Origin of the sequence: Streptosporangium sp. NPDC002721 (assembly GCF_042888905.1) — a bacterium.
Taxonomy (GTDB): Bacteria; Actinomycetota; Actinomycetes; order Streptosporangiales; family Streptosporangiaceae; genus Streptosporangium.
In genome coordinates, this window is record NZ_JBIAQI010000014.1 from 197,266 (window position 1) to 212,743 (window position 15,478).

At 72.1% G+C, this 15,478-nt stretch carries 15 protein-coding genes; 12 read left to right on the forward strand and 3 right to left on the reverse strand.

Going from position 1 to position 15,478, the window contains the following annotated elements; all coding sequences use genetic code 11:
• Positions 1 to 178: 178 nt before the first annotated feature.
• Positions 179 to 1,114 (reverse strand): type I pantothenate kinase, encoded by a 936-nt coding sequence (gene coaA / locus ACFYWM_RS21825; RefSeq protein ID WP_389917265.1) that lies wholly within the window; start codon positions 1,112 to 1,114, stop codon positions 179 to 181.
• A 314-nt stretch (positions 1,115 to 1,428) separates the two neighbouring features.
• Between coaA and glmS the strand changes: the two genes are divergently transcribed.
• Entirely contained in the window at positions 1,429 to 3,276 is a 1,848-nt protein-coding gene (gene glmS, locus ACFYWM_RS21830; protein ID WP_389917266.1) for a glutamine--fructose-6-phosphate transaminase (isomerizing), read from the forward strand.
• A gap of 177 nt (positions 3,277 to 3,453) precedes the next feature.
• Positions 3,454 to 4,869 carry a PhoX family protein gene (locus tag ACFYWM_RS21835; protein ID WP_389917267.1) on the forward strand — a complete coding sequence of 472 codons (1,416 nt, stop codon included), beginning with the start codon at positions 3,454 to 3,456 and terminating at the stop codon, positions 4,867 to 4,869.
• 24 nt (positions 4,870 to 4,893) lie between these two features.
• Here ACFYWM_RS21835 and ACFYWM_RS21840 read toward each other — a convergent pair whose 3' ends face one another.
• Complete coding sequence (locus ACFYWM_RS21840) at positions 4,894 to 5,583, reverse strand: SDR family NAD(P)-dependent oxidoreductase (protein WP_389917268.1); 690 nt, start codon at positions 5,581 to 5,583, stop codon at positions 4,894 to 4,896.
• A gap of 154 nt (positions 5,584 to 5,737) precedes the next feature.
• On the opposite strand from ACFYWM_RS21840, the gene ACFYWM_RS21845 reads away from it, so the two are divergent.
• The 10 genes from ACFYWM_RS21845 to tsaD all read left to right on the forward strand — a co-directional run bounded on the left by ACFYWM_RS21845 (position 5,738) and on the right by tsaD (position 14,199).
• A complete protein-coding gene (locus ACFYWM_RS21845) occupies positions 5,738 to 6,088 on the forward strand; it encodes a holo-ACP synthase (protein ID WP_389917269.1) in 351 nt (116 codons plus the stop codon).
• Positions 6,089 to 6,098: 10 nt separating this feature from the next.
• Positions 6,099 to 7,799: an NAD(P)H-hydrate dehydratase gene (locus tag ACFYWM_RS21850; protein ID WP_389917270.1), complete on the forward strand. Its 1,701-nt coding sequence runs from the start codon at positions 6,099 to 6,101 to the stop codon at positions 7,797 to 7,799.
• Entirely contained in the window at positions 7,796 to 8,923 is a 1,128-nt protein-coding gene (alr, locus tag ACFYWM_RS21855; protein WP_389917271.1) for an alanine racemase, read from the forward strand. Before ACFYWM_RS21850 ends, alr begins: the two co-directional genes overlap by 4 nt.
• 20 nt (positions 8,924 to 8,943) lie before the next feature.
• The gene (locus ACFYWM_RS21860) at positions 8,944 to 10,035 is read left to right on the forward strand and encodes an alpha/beta fold hydrolase (RefSeq protein WP_389917272.1); all 1,092 of its coding nucleotides are present in this window, start codon (positions 8,944 to 8,946) and stop codon (positions 10,033 to 10,035) included.
• A gap of 61 nt (positions 10,036 to 10,096) precedes the next feature.
• Positions 10,097 to 10,549, forward strand: a complete 453-nt coding sequence (gene tsaE / locus ACFYWM_RS21865) for a tRNA (adenosine(37)-N6)-threonylcarbamoyltransferase complex ATPase subunit type 1 TsaE (protein ID WP_344742967.1) — start codon at positions 10,097 to 10,099, stop codon at positions 10,547 to 10,549.
• A gap of 214 nt (positions 10,550 to 10,763) precedes the next feature.
• Entirely contained in the window at positions 10,764 to 11,432 is a 669-nt protein-coding gene (locus ACFYWM_RS21870; protein ID WP_389917273.1) for a hypothetical protein, read from the forward strand.
• 6 nt (positions 11,433 to 11,438) lie between these two features.
• Positions 11,439 to 11,999 carry a class F sortase gene (locus tag ACFYWM_RS21875; protein WP_389917274.1) on the forward strand — a complete coding sequence of 187 codons (561 nt, stop codon included), beginning with the start codon at positions 11,439 to 11,441 and terminating at the stop codon, positions 11,997 to 11,999.
• 64 nt (positions 12,000 to 12,063) lie between these two features.
• Positions 12,064 to 12,726 (forward strand): tRNA (adenosine(37)-N6)-threonylcarbamoyltransferase complex dimerization subunit type 1 TsaB, encoded by a 663-nt coding sequence (tsaB, locus tag ACFYWM_RS21880; RefSeq protein ID WP_389917275.1) that lies wholly within the window; start codon positions 12,064 to 12,066, stop codon positions 12,724 to 12,726.
• The gene (gene rimI, locus ACFYWM_RS21885) at positions 12,723 to 13,175 is read left to right on the forward strand and encodes a ribosomal protein S18-alanine N-acetyltransferase (protein ID WP_389917276.1); all 453 of its coding nucleotides are present in this window, start codon (positions 12,723 to 12,725) and stop codon (positions 13,173 to 13,175) included. Before tsaB ends, rimI begins: the two co-directional genes overlap by 4 nt.
• On the forward strand, positions 13,168 to 14,199 hold the full coding sequence (gene tsaD / locus ACFYWM_RS21890; protein ID WP_389917277.1) for a tRNA (adenosine(37)-N6)-threonylcarbamoyltransferase complex transferase subunit TsaD: 1,032 nt from the start codon (positions 13,168 to 13,170) through the stop codon (positions 14,197 to 14,199). Before rimI ends, tsaD begins: the two co-directional genes overlap by 8 nt.
• A 122-nt stretch (positions 14,200 to 14,321) precedes the next feature.
• Here the strand turns inward: tsaD and ACFYWM_RS21895 are convergent, their stop codons facing one another.
• A complete protein-coding gene (locus ACFYWM_RS21895) occupies positions 14,322 to 15,380 on the reverse strand; it encodes an alkene reductase (protein WP_389917278.1) in 1,059 nt (352 codons plus the stop codon).
• Between the last annotated feature and the right edge of the window lie 98 nt (positions 15,381 to 15,478).

Consider the following 15,478-nt stretch of genomic DNA (forward strand, 5'->3'; position numbering starts at 1 on the left):
GTGGCGGCGCGGGATCTGGAGGGACCCGCGCCGCCACGCCTTGAAGCCGGGAAATCGGTTGGTGGCCGGGGAGTGTGAGGGGCCGGGAGGTCCCTCGCCCGGGGTGTGGGGCGGAGCCCCACGGGGTGCGGCCCGAGTGTGGATCGCGCGGAGCGCGGTGGGTGGGAGGACCAAGTGGTCAGATGCGGCGGAGGCGGACGCGTTGGATGGAGTGGTTGGCGCCCTTGTGGAGGACCAGGTCGGCGCGGCCCCTGGTGGGGGCGATGTTCTCGACGAGGTTGCGCTCGTTGATGTCTCGCCAGACGTTCCTGGCGAAGTCGGTCGCCTCCTCCTCCGACAGGTCGGCGAGATATCTGAAGTAGGACTTCGGGTCCTCGAAGGCCGTGCGGCGGAGCTTGTGGAAGCGGTCGACGTACCAGTCGCGGATGTGCTCGACCTTGGCGTCCACGTAGATGGAGAAGTCGAAGTAGTCGTTGATCGCGAGGGCGGTGGGCGGAGCGGGCTGCAGGACGTTGAGGCCCTCGACGATGAGGATGTCGGGGCGGCGCACGGTCTGGGTCGCGCCGGGCACGATGTCGTACTCCAGGTGGCTGTAGACCGGAGCCGTCACCTCCGGCAGGCCCGCCTTGACGTCGGCGACGAACCTGACCAGGGCCCGCCGGTCGTAGCTCTCGGGGAAGCCCTTCCTGTGCATGATGTCCCTGGCGGTGAGGACCTCGTTCGGGAACAGGAAGCTGTCGGTGGTGATCAGGTCCACCCGGGGGTGCTCGGGCCAGCGGGCCAGCAGGGTGTGCAGCAGCCTGGCCGTGGTCGACTTGCCGACCGCGACGCTTCCGGCGATGCCCAGCACGTACGGCGCCTCCCGCTTCCCGCCGCCGAGGAAGGTGTTGAGCGCCGCGCTGCGCTGCCTGGCCCCGGTGAAGTGCAGGTTGAGCAGCCGGGTGAGCGGCAGGTAGATGTCGGTGACCTCGGCCAGGTCGATCGGGTCGTCGACGCCGCGCAGCTCCTCCAGCTCGTCCTCGGTGAGGGTGAGGGGCGTGTTCTTGCGGAGATCGCTCCACTGAGCCCGGCTCAGCTGCACGTACGGTGTCGCGGTGTCCAAACCGTTGGCCATGGTCAGAGAGCCTACTGATCGCCCTGATGTGCGCTCCCGTCGGGTGCTGATCCGCCGGGAGTACGTTCCCGTCGGGTGCTGATCCGCCGGGAGTACGTTCCCGTCGGGTGCTGATCCGCCGGGAGTACGTTCCCGTTGGGTGCTGATCCGCCGGGAGTACGTTCCCGTTGGGTGCTGATCCGCCGGGAGTACGTTCCCGTCGGGTGCTGATCCGCCGGGAGTACGTTCCCGCCGGGTACCGGGCGGGATTCTTGGGTCGGCGAGGGGGTTCTCCATAGACGCGGTGGACGATCTCTCAGGGAGGAGGTAGGACAATGTGCGGAATAGTGGGATATACGGGACAGCGGTCGGCGATCGAGGTCGCGGTCGAGGGGCTGGGCCGGCTGGAGTACCGGGGGTACGACTCGGCGGGGATCGCGCTGGTCGGGGCGGACGGCCTGGCCGTGGAGAAGCGGGCCGGGAAGCTCGCCAACCTCCGGTCCGCGCTGGTCTCGCGGCCCACACCCCTGGCCGAGGCGACGACGGGGATCGGGCACACCCGGTGGGCCACCCACGGGGCCCCGACCGATCGCAACGCCCACCCGCACACCGACTGCGACGGGCGGATCGCGGTCATCCACAACGGGATCATCGAGAACTTCGCCGCGCTCAGGACCGAGCTGGAGGGCGCGGGGCACCGGATCGTCTCCGAGACCGACACCGAGGTGGTGGCGCACCTGCTGGAGGAGTTCGCCGCCGGGGGGCTCATGGAGGCGATGCGCCGGGTATGCCTGCGGTTGGAGGGGGCGTTCACCCTGCTCGCGGTCTCGGCCGACGAGCCCGACGTGGTGGTGGGGGCGCGGCGCAACTCGCCGCTGGTGGTCGGCAGGGGGGACGGGGAGAACTTTCTCGGCTCGGACGTGGCGGCGTTCATCGCGTACACGCGCGAGGCGGTGGAGCTGGGCCAGGACCAGGTGGTCGAGCTGCGTCCCTCGAAGATCACGGTCGTCGACTTCCAGGGGCTCCCGGCCGTGACGCGCGACTACCACGTCGGCTGGGACGCCGCCGCCGCCGAGAAGGACGGCTACGACCACTTCATGCTCAAGGAGATCGCCGAGCAGCCCCGGGCCGTCGCCGACACGCTGCTGGGCAGGATCGGCCAGGACGGGCGGCTGGTACTGGACGAGATGCGGCTGTCGGACCAGGAGCTGCGCGACATCAACAAGATCATTCTGGTCGCCTGCGGGACCTCGTACCACGCCGGGCTCATCGCCAAGTACGCCATCGAGCACTGGGCCCAGCTGCCCTGCGAGGTCGAGCTGGCCAGCGAGTTCCGCTACCGCGACCCGATCCTCAACCGCGACACGCTGGTCATCGTGATCAGCCAGTCGGGCGAGACGATGGACACCCTCATGGCGGTACGGCACGCGCGCGGGCAGCGTTCCCGGGTGCTGGCGGTCTGCAACGTGAACGGCTCCACGATCTCCCGCGAGTCCGACGCCGTCCTCTACACGCACGCGGGACCCGAGGTCGCGGTGGCCTCCACCAAGGCCTTCCTCACCCAGCTGATGGCGTGCTATCTGGTGGCGCTCTATCTCGCCCAGGTCAGGGGGGTGAAGTTCGGCGACGAGATCACCCAGATCGTCGACCGGCTGGCGCAGACGCCGTCCAAGGTGAGCGAGGTCCTGGCGACCGTCGAGCCGGTCCGCGCGCTGGCCAGGTCGCTGGCCGACGAGCGGTGCGTGCTCTTCCTGGGACGGCACGTGGGCTTCCCCGTCGCGCTGGAGGGGGCGCTGAAGCTCAAGGAGCTGGCGTACATGCACGCCGAGGGCTTCGCGGCCGGGGAGCTGAAGCACGGGCCGATCGCGCTGATCGACAAGGGGCTCCCCGTCGTGGTCGTCGTCCCCTCGCCGTCCGGCCAGCGGGTGATCCATGACAAGATCGTGTCCAACATCCAGGAGATCCGGGCCAGGGGCGCGAGGACCCTCGTCATCGCCGAGGAGGGGGACGTCGAGGTCGGGCGGTACGCCGACACGCTGATCCACATCCCGGCCGTGCCGACCCTGCTCCAGCCGCTGGTCGCCACGGTGCCGCTCCAGGTCTTCGCCTGCGAGCTGGCCACGGCCAAGGGGCACGACGTCGACCAGCCCCGCAACCTCGCCAAGTCGGTCACGGTGGAGTGAGCCCCGCCGGGGAGTTCTCCACAGCCTGTGGACAAAGCCTATGGATTACCCACAGCCAGAAGTGGGTATAGGAAGCACCCGTCTTTTTGTCAGATTAACTGTTGATATATGCCATATAGCGGTTTACTGGGACGGATTAACGTGGCGTGAATCCACCGGACCCAGGGGAGCCGCAAGATGGATCGTCGTCGTTTCCTCGCCCGGAGCGGTGCGCTGGCCGCGCTCGGGGTGGCCGGGCCCTTCGCCGGTGTCGCGCGGGCGGGGGCGAACGGGGAGCTCCTGCCCGGTCTCGGGTACGGGCCGCTGAGGCCGGTCAAGGACGAGCGTGACGGCGTGGTGCGGCTCCACCTGCCCGACGGCTTCCACTACAGGTCCTTCAGCGCCGCCGGCGACAAGTTCGGCGACGGGTCCACCGTCCCCTCCAGGCACGACGGCATGGCCGCGTTCCGGGGGCCCTCCGGCAGCGCGATCCTCGTCCGCAACCACGAGGTCAACGGCCCGGTCGGCGCGTTCGGCGACCCGGCCAGGGCCTACGACCCGGCGGCGGGCGGCGGCACCTCGACCCTGCGGGTCACCCGCTACGGCAAGGTGCTCAAGTCGGCCCCCAGCCTGACCGGCACCCAGATGAACTGCTCCGGCGGCCCGATGCCCTGGGGTGCCTGGGTGACCTGCGAGGAGACCGTCAACGGGCCGGACGTGGGCAACGACTCCACCGGCCAGGACAACAGCAGGCTCACGCAGAAGCACGGCTACATCTTCGAGGTCCCGATCGACGGCAGGGGCGGGGGGCCGATCAGGAACGCCGGGCGGTTCGCCCACGAGTCGGCCGCGTTCGACGGCTTCACCGGCGCGATCTACCTCACCGAGGACAACTTCAACTTCGCCTCCGGCTTCTACCGCTACCTGCCCCCGAAGAACCCGCTGGTGGCCCGCCGCGTCCTCGACGGGGGCAAGCTCCAGATGCTGGCCGTACGGGGCGCCCCGGGCAAGGACCTCTCGCTCGGCCAGCCCAGGGGGGCCTCGTACGCGACCACCTGGGTGGACATCGACGACCCCGACCCCGCCTTCATCGGCACCCCCGCCAACCTCGTCGCGAGCCAGGCCGTCGGCAACCAGGGCAGGGCGAAGGGGGCGGCGCTCTTCTCCCGGCTGGAGGGGGCGGTCAACCACCACGGCACGATCTACTTCGTCTCCACCCAGGGCGGCGCGACCGCGCCCGGCGACACCCCGGCCAACGGCTTCGGCAAGGGACGCGGCCAGGTGTGGGCGTACGAGACGTGGAGCGGGCGGCTCAGGCTCGTCTACGAGTCGCCGGGCTCGGTCACCCTCGACCTGCCCGACAACGTCACCGCCAGCCCCCGGGGCACCCTGGTCCTCTGCGAGGACGGCTCGGGCGACAACTACCTGCGCGGCCTCACCCGCCGGGGCGAGATCTTCGACTTCTCCCGGCTGGTCCCCGTCGAGGGCGACTCCGGCGCCGAGTTCGCCGGCTCGACGTTCGGCCCCGGCGGCCACACCCTCTACGTCAACATCCAGGCGACCAGGGGGATGAGCTTCGCCATCTGGGGTCCTTGGCAGCGCGGCGGCTTCTGACCCCCGGAGCGGGGAGGACCCGGCTCACCAGGGAAGGGGGCCGTCCTCCGAACTGAACGTGCCGGTCGGGCCGTCGCCGTCGAGGGTCGCCATCCGCACGGCCACCGCCGCGCCCCGGGCCGCCGTACGGGCGCCGGTGTGACCGGTCAGGTCGGTGGCGCAGTGACCGGGGTCGACGCCGTTGACCAGGACGCCGGACCCGCGCAGCTCGTTGGCGTAGAGCACGGTGATCGCGTTGAGGGCGGTCTTGGCGGAGTTGTAGGCCAGCATCGCCCAGTCGGGGTTGATGCCGTCCCCGGCCGAGGTGAGGGCCAGCGAGCCCAGCCGGGTGGTCATGTTGACGATCCTGGCCTCGCCGGAGGCCCGCAGCAGCGGGATCATCGCGTGGGTGACCGTGACGACCCCGAACACGCCGACCTCGTAGGTGGCCCGCATGTGCCCGGCTGTCACGTCCGCGGGCGCCACGCCGTAGTCGCCGCAGAGCGCGGCGTTGTTGACCAGCACGTCGAGCCTCCCGAACTCCTCACCGACGATCTTGGCGGCGTTCAGGGCCGCCGCCTCGTCGGTGACGTCGAGAAGGAGCGGACGGGTGCCCTCGGGGGCGTGGCTCCCGTCGCGGACCCCGGCGAACACCGTCATCCCGCGTCCGGCGAGCTGCCGGGCGATCTCCCGGCCGATGCCCCGCCCGGCTCCGGTGACCAGCGCGATCCTCATGGGCTGTTTCCCCTCTGTTGGGATTCGGTGAAGTCGCACAGTCTGGGCGGGATCGCTTGGAGGTGACCTGCGGGTCAGTTGTGAAACCGGGGACCGATGGTTCACGGGCACCCGGCGGCGTCACGGCACCGGCCGTCTCTTCTAGCCTGGGAAGATGATCGTTGGTATCGGCGTCGACGTCGTGGACACGGCCAGGTTCGAGGCGACGCTGGCGCGGACGCCCGCGCTGCGGGGACGCCTGTTCACCGAGGGGGAGAGGACGCTGGGCACAGCCTCCCTGGCCGCCAGGTTCGCGGCCAAGGAGGCCGTCGCCAAGGCCTTGGGCGCGCCTCCCGGCCTGCGGCACCTGGACGCCGAGGTGGTGGGCGGGGAGCACGGGCGGCCCGAGCTTCGGGTGACCGGGCGGGCCGCGGAGGTCGCCAGGGCCCTGGGTGTGGCCCGCTGGCACATATCCCTCACCCACGACGGGGGCGTCGCCATCGCCTACGTGATCGCCGAGGGATAGATTCGGTGGAATGCGGACCGCGTACACCTCCGACCAGATCAGGGCGGCCGAGGCGGCGCTGATGGCGACGCTGCCCGAGGGCACCCTGATGGAACGGGCGGCCACCGGGCTCGCGGTGGCCTGCGCCAGGATGCTCGGCGGGGTGTACGGCTCCCGCGTCGTGCTGCTCGTCGGCGGCGGCGACAACGGCGGCGACGCCCTGTACGCCGGGGCCCGCCTGGCGGCCAGGGGCGTCAGGGTCGACGCGCTCCTCGCCGGGACGCGCGTCCACGCGGCGGGTCTTGAGGCCCTGCGCCGCGCGGGCGGCCGGGTGACGGACCTGCGCCCCGACCACGGCCCCGCGGGGGACCCGGCCCCGGCAAGCCCGGCTCCGGGAACCTCGGGGGACCCGGCCCCGGGAAGCCCGGCTCGGAAAACCTCAGAGGACCCGGCCCCGGGAAGCCCGGCCCCAGGAATCTCGGAAGACCCGGCGGGAGCGCGCGCCCCGCGCGGCGGCTCCGGCCCCACCCCCGGGAAGCGGGCCGAGGACCCGGCGGGAGCGCGCGTCCGCGACCTGCTCGACGCGGCGGACCTGATCGTGGACGGGATGCTCGGCATCGGCGGGACCGGGGCGCTCAGGGAGCCGTACGCGACCCTGGCCCGGCTCGCGAACGACGCGCCCGGCGAGGTCGTCGCGGTGGACGTGCCGAGCGGCGTGGACGCGAGCAGCGGCCGGGTGGAGGGCCCGGCGGTCCGCGCGGACGCCACCGTGACGTTCGGGGCGTGGAAGAACGGCCTGCTCGTCGACCCCGGGTCCGGGCACGCGGGCCGGACGGAACTCGTCGACATCGGCCTCGGCCCCCACCTGCCCGACCCCGACACGGCCGTGCTGACAGACCCCGACGTGGCCGCGCTGCTGCCCAGGCCCGGCGCGTCGTCCGACAAGTACCGCAGGGGCGTCGTCGGGATCGCGGCCGGCGGCGAGCGCTACACCGGCGCCGCGGTGCTCGCCGTGGGCGGGGCGCTGCGGGCCGGGGTGGGCATGGTCCGCTACGCGGGGGTCGCCGAGCCGGTGGCCCAGGTACGGGCCCGCTGGCCCGAGGCCGTGATCACCACGCTCGCCCCCGGCGAGGGCGTCGGGGAGGTGGGCCGCGTACAGGCGTGGGTGCTCGGCCCCGGCCTCGGCACCGGCGACGAGGCGCGCGCCATCGCCCGCTCGGTGCTGTCGAGCGAGGTCCCCGTGCTCGTCGACGCCGACGCGCTGACCCTGGTCGCCCAGGACAGGTCCCTGCTGCGCCGGGGCGCGCCGGTGCTGGTCACCCCGCACGCGGGCGAGCTCTCCCGCCTGATCGGCGTGCCGAGGGAGCGGATCGAGGCGCGGCGCCTGGAGAACGTCCGGCGGGCGGCGGCGGAGCTGGGCGTGACGGTGCTGCTCAAGGGCTCGACCACGCTGGTCGCCGAGGACGGGCGGCCGGTCAGGATCAACCCCACCGGCAGCCCCTGGCTCGCGACCGGCGGCACCGGCGACGTGCTGGCCGGTCTGGCGGGCGCGCTGCTGGCCGCCGGGCTGAGCGGGTACGACGCGGCCTCCTGCGCCGCCTACCTGCACGGGATCGCCGGTCGGCGGGGCCCTCTCACCGCCTGGGACGTCGCCGAGGCACTGCCCGAGGCGGCGCGCTCCCTGGTCAACGGCACCGGGCACGGTGGCTCACCTGCCAAACTGGGAGGATGAGTTTCCCGACGACCCCCGCCGAGGCGAGGGTGGACCTCTCGGCGATCCGCGAGAACCTGGCGCTGCTCGCGAGCCACGCCCCCGGCGCCGAGGTGATGGTCGCGGTCAAGGCCGACGCCTACGGGCACGGGCTCGTCCCCGTCGCGCGCGCCTGCGTGGAGGCCGGGGCGGGCCGGCTGGGCACCGCCTACATCCGCGAGGCCCTGGAGCTGCGGGCCGCCGGGATCACCGCGCCGGTCCTGGCCTGGATCATCCCGCCGGGCGAGCCGCTGGAGCAGGCCGTCGGGCAGGACGTCGAGCTGTCGGCGGGCTCGGCAGCCAAGGTCGACGCGATCGCCGACGCCGCCGCCGCGATCGGCGGGACGGCCAGGGTCCACCTCAAGGCCGACACCGGAATGTCACGCGGCGGCGCGACGGCGGCCGACTGGTCCGCCCTGCTGGACCGGGCGCTGCGGCGCCGGGCCGAGGGCACGATCGAGATCGTCGGGCTCTGGTCCCACTTCGCCTGCGCCGACATCCCGGGAGACCCGTCCGTCGCGGCCCAGCTGGCCGCCTTCGACGAGGCGCTGCTCATCGCGGAGAAGGCGGGCGCGGGGGGCTCCCACGTCGTCAGGCACATCGCCAACTCGGCGGCCATCCTGACGCTGCCGCAGGCGCGCTACGACCTGGTCCGCCCGGGTCTCGCGGCCTACGGGCTGAGCCCGGTGCCCCAGCTCGGCGACTTCGGGCTGCGCCCGGCGATGACGCTCGCCGCGCGGATCGCGCTGGTCAAGCGGGTGCCCGCCGGATCGGGCGTCTCCTACGGGCACCTGTACGTCACGGATCGGGAAACGACGCTTGGCCTCGTCCCGCTCGGGTATGCGGACGGGGTCCTGCGGCACGCCACCAACCTGGCGGAGGTGCTGGCCGGCGGCCGCAGGCGGCGGATCGCGGGCAGGGTCTGCATGGACCAGTTCATGATCGACGTCGGGGAAGACCCGCTGGCGGAGGGTGACGAGGTGATCCTGTTCGGCGACGGCTCGCGCGGTGAGCCCACCGCCCAGGAGTGGGCGGATTCCCTCGGCACGATCACGCATGAGATCGTGACCAGGATCGGTTCGCGGGTCCCGCGCGTTTACCGGTGAAAGGCAGCTCAGGGGGTCGCATGAGTAGTACCAGACGGCGCAGGGTCGGTATCGCGGGCGCGATCGTCGGTGTCGCGTCGGCGGGGGTGGCCGCCGGGGCCCTCGCCAAGCGGTACGCCGTCGGGCGCATCAGGCTCCGCCCGGACCTGGAGGCGAGCGAGCCGCTCGGAGAGCTGCGCGGCCACCCCACCACGGTCACCACCTCCGACGGCGTCCCTCTGTACGCCGAGGTCGACGGCCAGGAGGAGGCCCCGCTGACCGTGGTCTTCTGCCACGGCTACACGCTCAACCTCGACTCCTGGCACTACCAGCGGCGCGACCTGGGCGGCACGCACCGCCTGGTCCTGTGGGACCAGCGCTCCCACGGCCGCTCGCCGCGCATCCCGATGAAGGACTGCTCGATCGACCGGCTCGGCGACGACCTGGCCGAGATCATCGAGGCGCTGGTGCCCGGCCCGTGCGTGCTCGTCGGCCACTCCATGGGCGGCATGACGATCATGGCGCTGGCCGACCGGCACCCGGAGCTGTTCGGCGACAGGATCAGGGGCGTCGCGCTGATCTCCACCTCCACCGGCAAGCTCGGCGAGATCTCGCTGGGCCTGCCCGCGCTGCTGTCGAAGGCGGTGCACAAGGTCACGCCGGGCACGGTGTCGCTCCTGAGGCGCGGCGGCTCGCTGGTCGACAAGAGCCGCCAGGTCGGCAACGACGTGGCCTTCCTGGCCCTGCGCCACCTGGGTTTCGGCGATTCCAGGAACGTGAGCCCCACGGTCGTCGACTTCGCCGAGTCGATGATCCGCTCCACCCCCTTCGAGGTGATCGCCGAGTTCTACCCGGCGCTGATGTCGCACGACAAGCTGAACGCGCTGCGCGTGCTGGAGGAGGTCCCGACCTCCATCATGGTCGGAGACAAGGACTGGCTCACGCCCGTCGAGCACAGCAGGGCGATGGCCGCGGCGCTGCCGAGCGCCCGGTTCACCGAGGTTCCGGAAAGTTCGCACCTGGTCCAGCTGGAGCGTCCTAACGTGGTCAACGACGCCCTGCACGACCTGCTCAAGCGGGTGGACGCGGGCGACGACGCCGACGCCGGGGACGCCGGGGACCTGGACCGGTGAGCCTACGGGCCCCGGGAGGCGTCGTGAGAGACCGAGAGGCATCGACAGGAGTGACGAAGCGGTGAGAATCGTGGCGACCGCCGAGGAGATGCGGGAGCTGGGCGAGGAGCTGGCGGCGCTGCTGCGCCCGGGAGACCTGGCGGTGCTGTCGGGCCCGCTCGGCGCCGGCAAGACGACCCTGGTGCAGGGGATCGCCGAGGGGCTCAAGGTGCGCGGCCCGATCACCTCGCCGACCTTCGTCATCGCCCGGGTGCATCCCTCCCTGTCGGGAGGCCCGCCGCTGGTCCACGTCGACGCCTACCGCCTCGGGGGCGACCTGGAGGTCGACGACCTGGACCTGGACGCCTCGCTGGAGGAGTCGGTGACGGTCGTGGAGTGGGGCGAGGGCCTGGTGGAGGGGCTCGCCGACGACCGGCTGGAGATCCTCATCGGCAGGGGCGCGTCCGGCGAGCCGGGCGAGGAGCGGACCGTGACCCTGCGGGGGGTCGGACCGCGCTGGCACGGCGTCGTCTGAGCCGTCAGGTCATCTGAACAGCGTCATCTGAACAGTGTCGTCTGATGTGCCTACGAAGCCGGAGAAATCCTGGCACGCTGGCACTACGCCCCATTGGTCTAGATCGTCAGGCGTGATGATCGACTCTGGCGGGTTTGCCCATGTTTAATGGGGAACAGGTGGGAAATCGTGCCGGGCGAGGGTCGTCGGCCGGAGGGCGAAGTGGAGTTCGACGGTGCCAAGCGTCAAGCGTGTCGCGGTTCTGGGAGCCATCGTCCTTTTCGGACTGGTCGGGTGCTCGGCGGGTGCCGAAACGGCCAACCCGTCTGGCACTCCCACCCCAACCCCGCCTGATTCCGGCATCAGCCGGCAGGACATCGAGGTCCAGCTCCAGCCGGCCCGCGCCAAGGCCGGGCAGAAGGTATGGATCCTGGCCAACTGCCCGATCCCGCAGGGAGGCCCCGAGCATCGCGGTACCGCCTCCTCCCGGATCTTCCGCACCCCGGTGACCCTCGACCCGATCCTCGCGACGCCCACGCCCGACCCCGCCTCGACCGCCACCCCGACGCCGCGCCCGTGGGTGCGCGGCCAGGCCACCGTCGCCGAGGGCACCGCCCCCGGGGTCCACGAGGTCAACGCCAGGTGTGAGGGGACCAACGACACCGGCAGCGCCAACCTCAGGATCGTGGCCGACACCGAGCCGAGCTCAACCCCCTCCTCCAGGCCCACCTCCAAGCCGACCAGGACGATCATCAGCACCGAGGCGCCGGGTACGGGCGGCGGCGGCACCGCGGCCGGAGGCCCCAACGACTCGGGCGCCCCGATCGGCACGACCGGTGTCCTGCTCGCCCTCGCCCTGGCGGGCGGCATCGGCATCGCGGTCGTGCGTCGCCGCCGTTCGTAGTCCTCGATGGCCGATTCAACCCGCTGGTCCAGGATCGTCCTGGCCGGAGTGATCACCGGTGCCGTCATGGTCGCGTTCGGCAACAGGGGCGACGTCACGGAGAAGGAGAAGGCGCCCGCCCGCACCTCGATCGTGCCCAGCCGCATCGACATCCCGTCCCTGGGGATCAAGGCGCCCCTGATGAAACTCGGCGTGACGGACGGCCGGGTCGACCTGCCACCGTACGAGAAGCCGAACGTCGCGGGGTGGGTCAAGGACAGCGCGGTCCCCGGCGACGAGGGGTCGGCGGTGATCCTCGGGCACGTGGACACCAAGACCGCGCCCGCGGTCTTCTACAAGCTCAAGGACATGCGGGAGGGGCAGGTCATCAAGGTCGTGCGCAGCGACGGCAAGGTGGCCCAGTACCGGGTGGACACCATCGAGCAGATCAGCAAGCACCGCTTCCCCGCCGACAAGGTCTACCTTGAGGACGGCCTGCGGCTGATCACCTGCGGCGGGAAGTTCGACTGGGACAGCAACGAGTACCAGGACAACCTCATCGTCTACGCCACCCTGGTCAAGACCTGAACGCGGGGCCCACCCCGGGGGAGGTGCCCCGGAGACCCCGCGGGACGGGATAGGCTAACTGTTCGTGCTGGTCCTGGCCTTTGACACCGCCACCCCCGCCGTCACCGCAGCTCTGCACGACGGTGAGAGGGTCCTCGCCGAGTCGACCACGGTCGACGCGCGCCGTCACGGTGAGCTGCTCGTGCCCACGATCGAGACGGTCCTGCGCGAGGCCGGAGCCTCGCTCGGCGACGTCACCGCCGTCGTCGCGGGCTCGGGCCCCGGTCCCTACACCGGCCTCCGGGTCGGTCTGGTGACCGCCCAGGCCCTGGCGACGTCGCTGGGCGTCCCCGCGTACGGCGTGTGCACCCTCGACGCGCTCGCGTACGGCAGCGGGCTGGCCGAGCCGTTCCTGGTGGCCACCGACGCCCGGCGAAAAGAGGTGTTCTGGGGCCACTACCGGGACGCGCGCACCCGGCTGTCGGGCCCCGCGGTGGACCGGCCCCAGGACCTGCCCGGCGAGCTCCCGCTGGTCGGCGCCGGCGCGCGGATGTACGCCGAGATCGTCGGCGCCTCCCGGCTCCTGGACGCGCCGGAGTACCCCCACGCGGGCGCGATGGCGGCGCTCGCGGCCGGGGAGCTCGCCGAGCCGGGAGCCCCGGAGGCCGTGCTCGGCCCGCCCCGCCCGATCTACCTGCGCCGCCCCGACGCCAAGGTGCCCTCGGCGCCCAAGAAGGTCTCCACATGACCGTCGTGCTGCGCCGGATGACCGCCGAGGACCTGCCCGCGGTGATGGAGGTCGAGCGGAAGACCTTTCCCGCCGACGCCTGGAGCGAGGGCATGCTCCGCGGCGAGCTCGACGACCAGCCGAGGACCAGGCACTACGTGGTGGCCCTGGTCGACGACGTGATCGTCGGCTACGCGGGCCTCGCCGCGGCCGGGGACCAGGCCGACGTGCAGACCATCGCCGTCCTGGCCGAGTGGCGCCGGACCGGCGTCGGCGGCGCCATGCTGACCGAGCTGCTGGCCGAGGCCGCCCGCCGCGAGGCCGTGTCGGTCTTCCTCGAGGTGCGCTCCGACAACCCGGGCGCGCAGGCCGTCTACGACAGGTTCGGGTTCGAGCGGATCGGCGTACGCCGCCGCTACTACGAGGACGGCACCGACGCGATCATGATGAGGAAGGATCTCCATGAGTGACGAACCGGTGGTCCTGGGCATCGAGACCTCCTGCGACGAGACCGGGATCGGCATCGTCAGGGGTCACAGCATGCTGGCCAACGCCATCGCCTCCAGCGTCGAGCAGCACGCCCGCTTCGGCGGGGTGGTGCCCGAGGTCGCCTCCAGGGCGCACCTGGAGGCGATGACCCCGACCATCGAGCTGGCGCTGGGCCGGGCGGGGATGCGCCTCGCCGACATCGACGCGATCGCGGTCACCGCGGGGCCCGGCCTGTCCGGGGCGCTGCTGGTCGGCGTCGCCGCCGCCAAGGCGTACTCGCTGGGCCTGGGCGTGCCGCTGTACGGCGTCAACCACCTGGCCGCCCACGTCGCGGTGGACCAGCTGGAGCACGGCGCCCTGCCCAAGCCCTGCATCGCCATGCTGGTCTCCGGCGGGCACTCGTCCCTGCTGCTGGTACCCGACGTCGCCAGGGACGTCATCTCGCTGGGCTCCACGGTGGACGACGCGGCGGGCGAGGCGTTCGACAAGGTGGCCAGGGTGCTGGGCCTGCCGTTCCCCGGGGGCCCGCACATCGACAGGGTGGCCCGCGAGGGCTCCGGCGCGGCCATCGCGTTCCCGCGCGGCAAGTACGACGACGGGACGCTCGACTTCTCCTTCTCCGGCCTGAAGACGGCCGTGGCCCGGTGGGTGGAGGCCAGGGAGAAGGCGGGGGAGCCGGTCCACGTCCCCGACGTGGCGGCGTCGTTCCAGGAGGCCGTCGTCGACGTGCTGACCCGCAAGGCGCTGCGCGCGTGCGCCAAGTACGACGTCCAGGACCTGCTGATCGGCGGCGGGGTGGCGGCCAACTCCCGGCTGCGGGCGATGGCCCAGGAGCGCTGTGACGCGGCCGGTGTCCGGTTGCGGGTCCCCAGCCCCGGGCTGTGCACGGACAACGGCGCCATGGTCGCGGCCCTGGGCTCGGACCTGGTGGCGGCCGGCATCACGCCGTCGGGGCTGGACATCCCCGCCGACTCCTCGATGCCCATCACCACCGTCCACGTCTGACGGGCCGCGCGGTCCGGGTGGCTCGGGCGGTCCGGGCGGGGCGGGCCCGGATGCCCGCCGGCCGTCGCGCCCCCGTCGGGCGGCGGCTGTGCGGGCTCTTCCGGCTCTTTTGGCGAGGTGTCCTAGGCGGAGTGCAGGGCCAGCACCGGGTAGTCGGTGTAGCCGCGGTGGTCGCCGCCGAAGGCCGCGTTGAAGTCGGCCTGGTTGAGCTCGGCGCCGAGGCGCAGGCGGAGCGGCAGGTCGGGGTTGGCCAGGAACGACTGGCCCAGCGAGACCAGGTCGGCGCCGCGCTCCAGCCACTGGGAGGCCCGGGCCGCCGGGTCGCCGATCGAGGGGTCGTTGACGATCAGGGCGTTCGGCCAGGACTTGACGATCTCCTGGTTGAGGTCGTCGGAGGGGCCGGCCACCAGGTGCAGGTAGGCGAGGTCGAGCGCGGCGAGCTCGGAGACCAGTGCCGGGTAGACCTCGTGCAGGTCGCCCTCGACCAGGTCCCCCGCGCCGTTGCCGGGCGAGAGCCGGATGCCGACCCTGGAGGCGCCGATCCGGTCGGCGGTCGCCTTCGCGACCTCCACGCCGAAGCGGATCCTGTTGGCCACCGACCCGCCGAAGTGGTCCTCGCGCAGGTTGGCGTTCTGCGACAGGAACTGGTGGATGAGATAGCCGTTGGCGCCGTGCAGCTCGATCCCGTCGAAGCCCGCGTCGACGGCGCGCTCGGCGGCGTCGGCGAAGTCCCGGACGGTCGACTCCACCTGGGCGGTCGTCAGCTCGCGCGGGGTCTGGTAGTCCTGCAGGCCGGAGGGCGTGAAGATCTGGCCCGCCGGTCGTACGACGGACGGCCCGATGGGCAGCGCGCCGGTGTTGTCGGGGTGGCCGATCCGGCCGGAGTGCATGATCTGGGCGAAGATCCTGCCGCCCGCCGCGTGGACGGAGTCGGTGACCTCGCGCCACCCGGCCACCTGCTCGTCGGTGTGCAGTCCGGGGGTGTTCATGTAGCCCTTGCCGTCCTGGCTGGGCTGCACGCCCTCGGTGATGATTAAGCCCGCGGAGGCCCGCTGGGCGTAGTAGAGGGCGGTCAGCGACGAGGGGATCCCGTCGACGTAGGACCGCGACCGGGTCATGGGGGCCATCACCAGGCGGTTGGGCAGCTGGAGACCGGCGAGCGAGAACGGTGTGAAGGGCATGACGACTCCTTTATTGGCTGGCCAACTTGGCTAGCCAATGAGTAGTTCTACAACTTGGTCGGCCAACATGCAAGCGGTAGTGTCGGGGAAGGACGGAA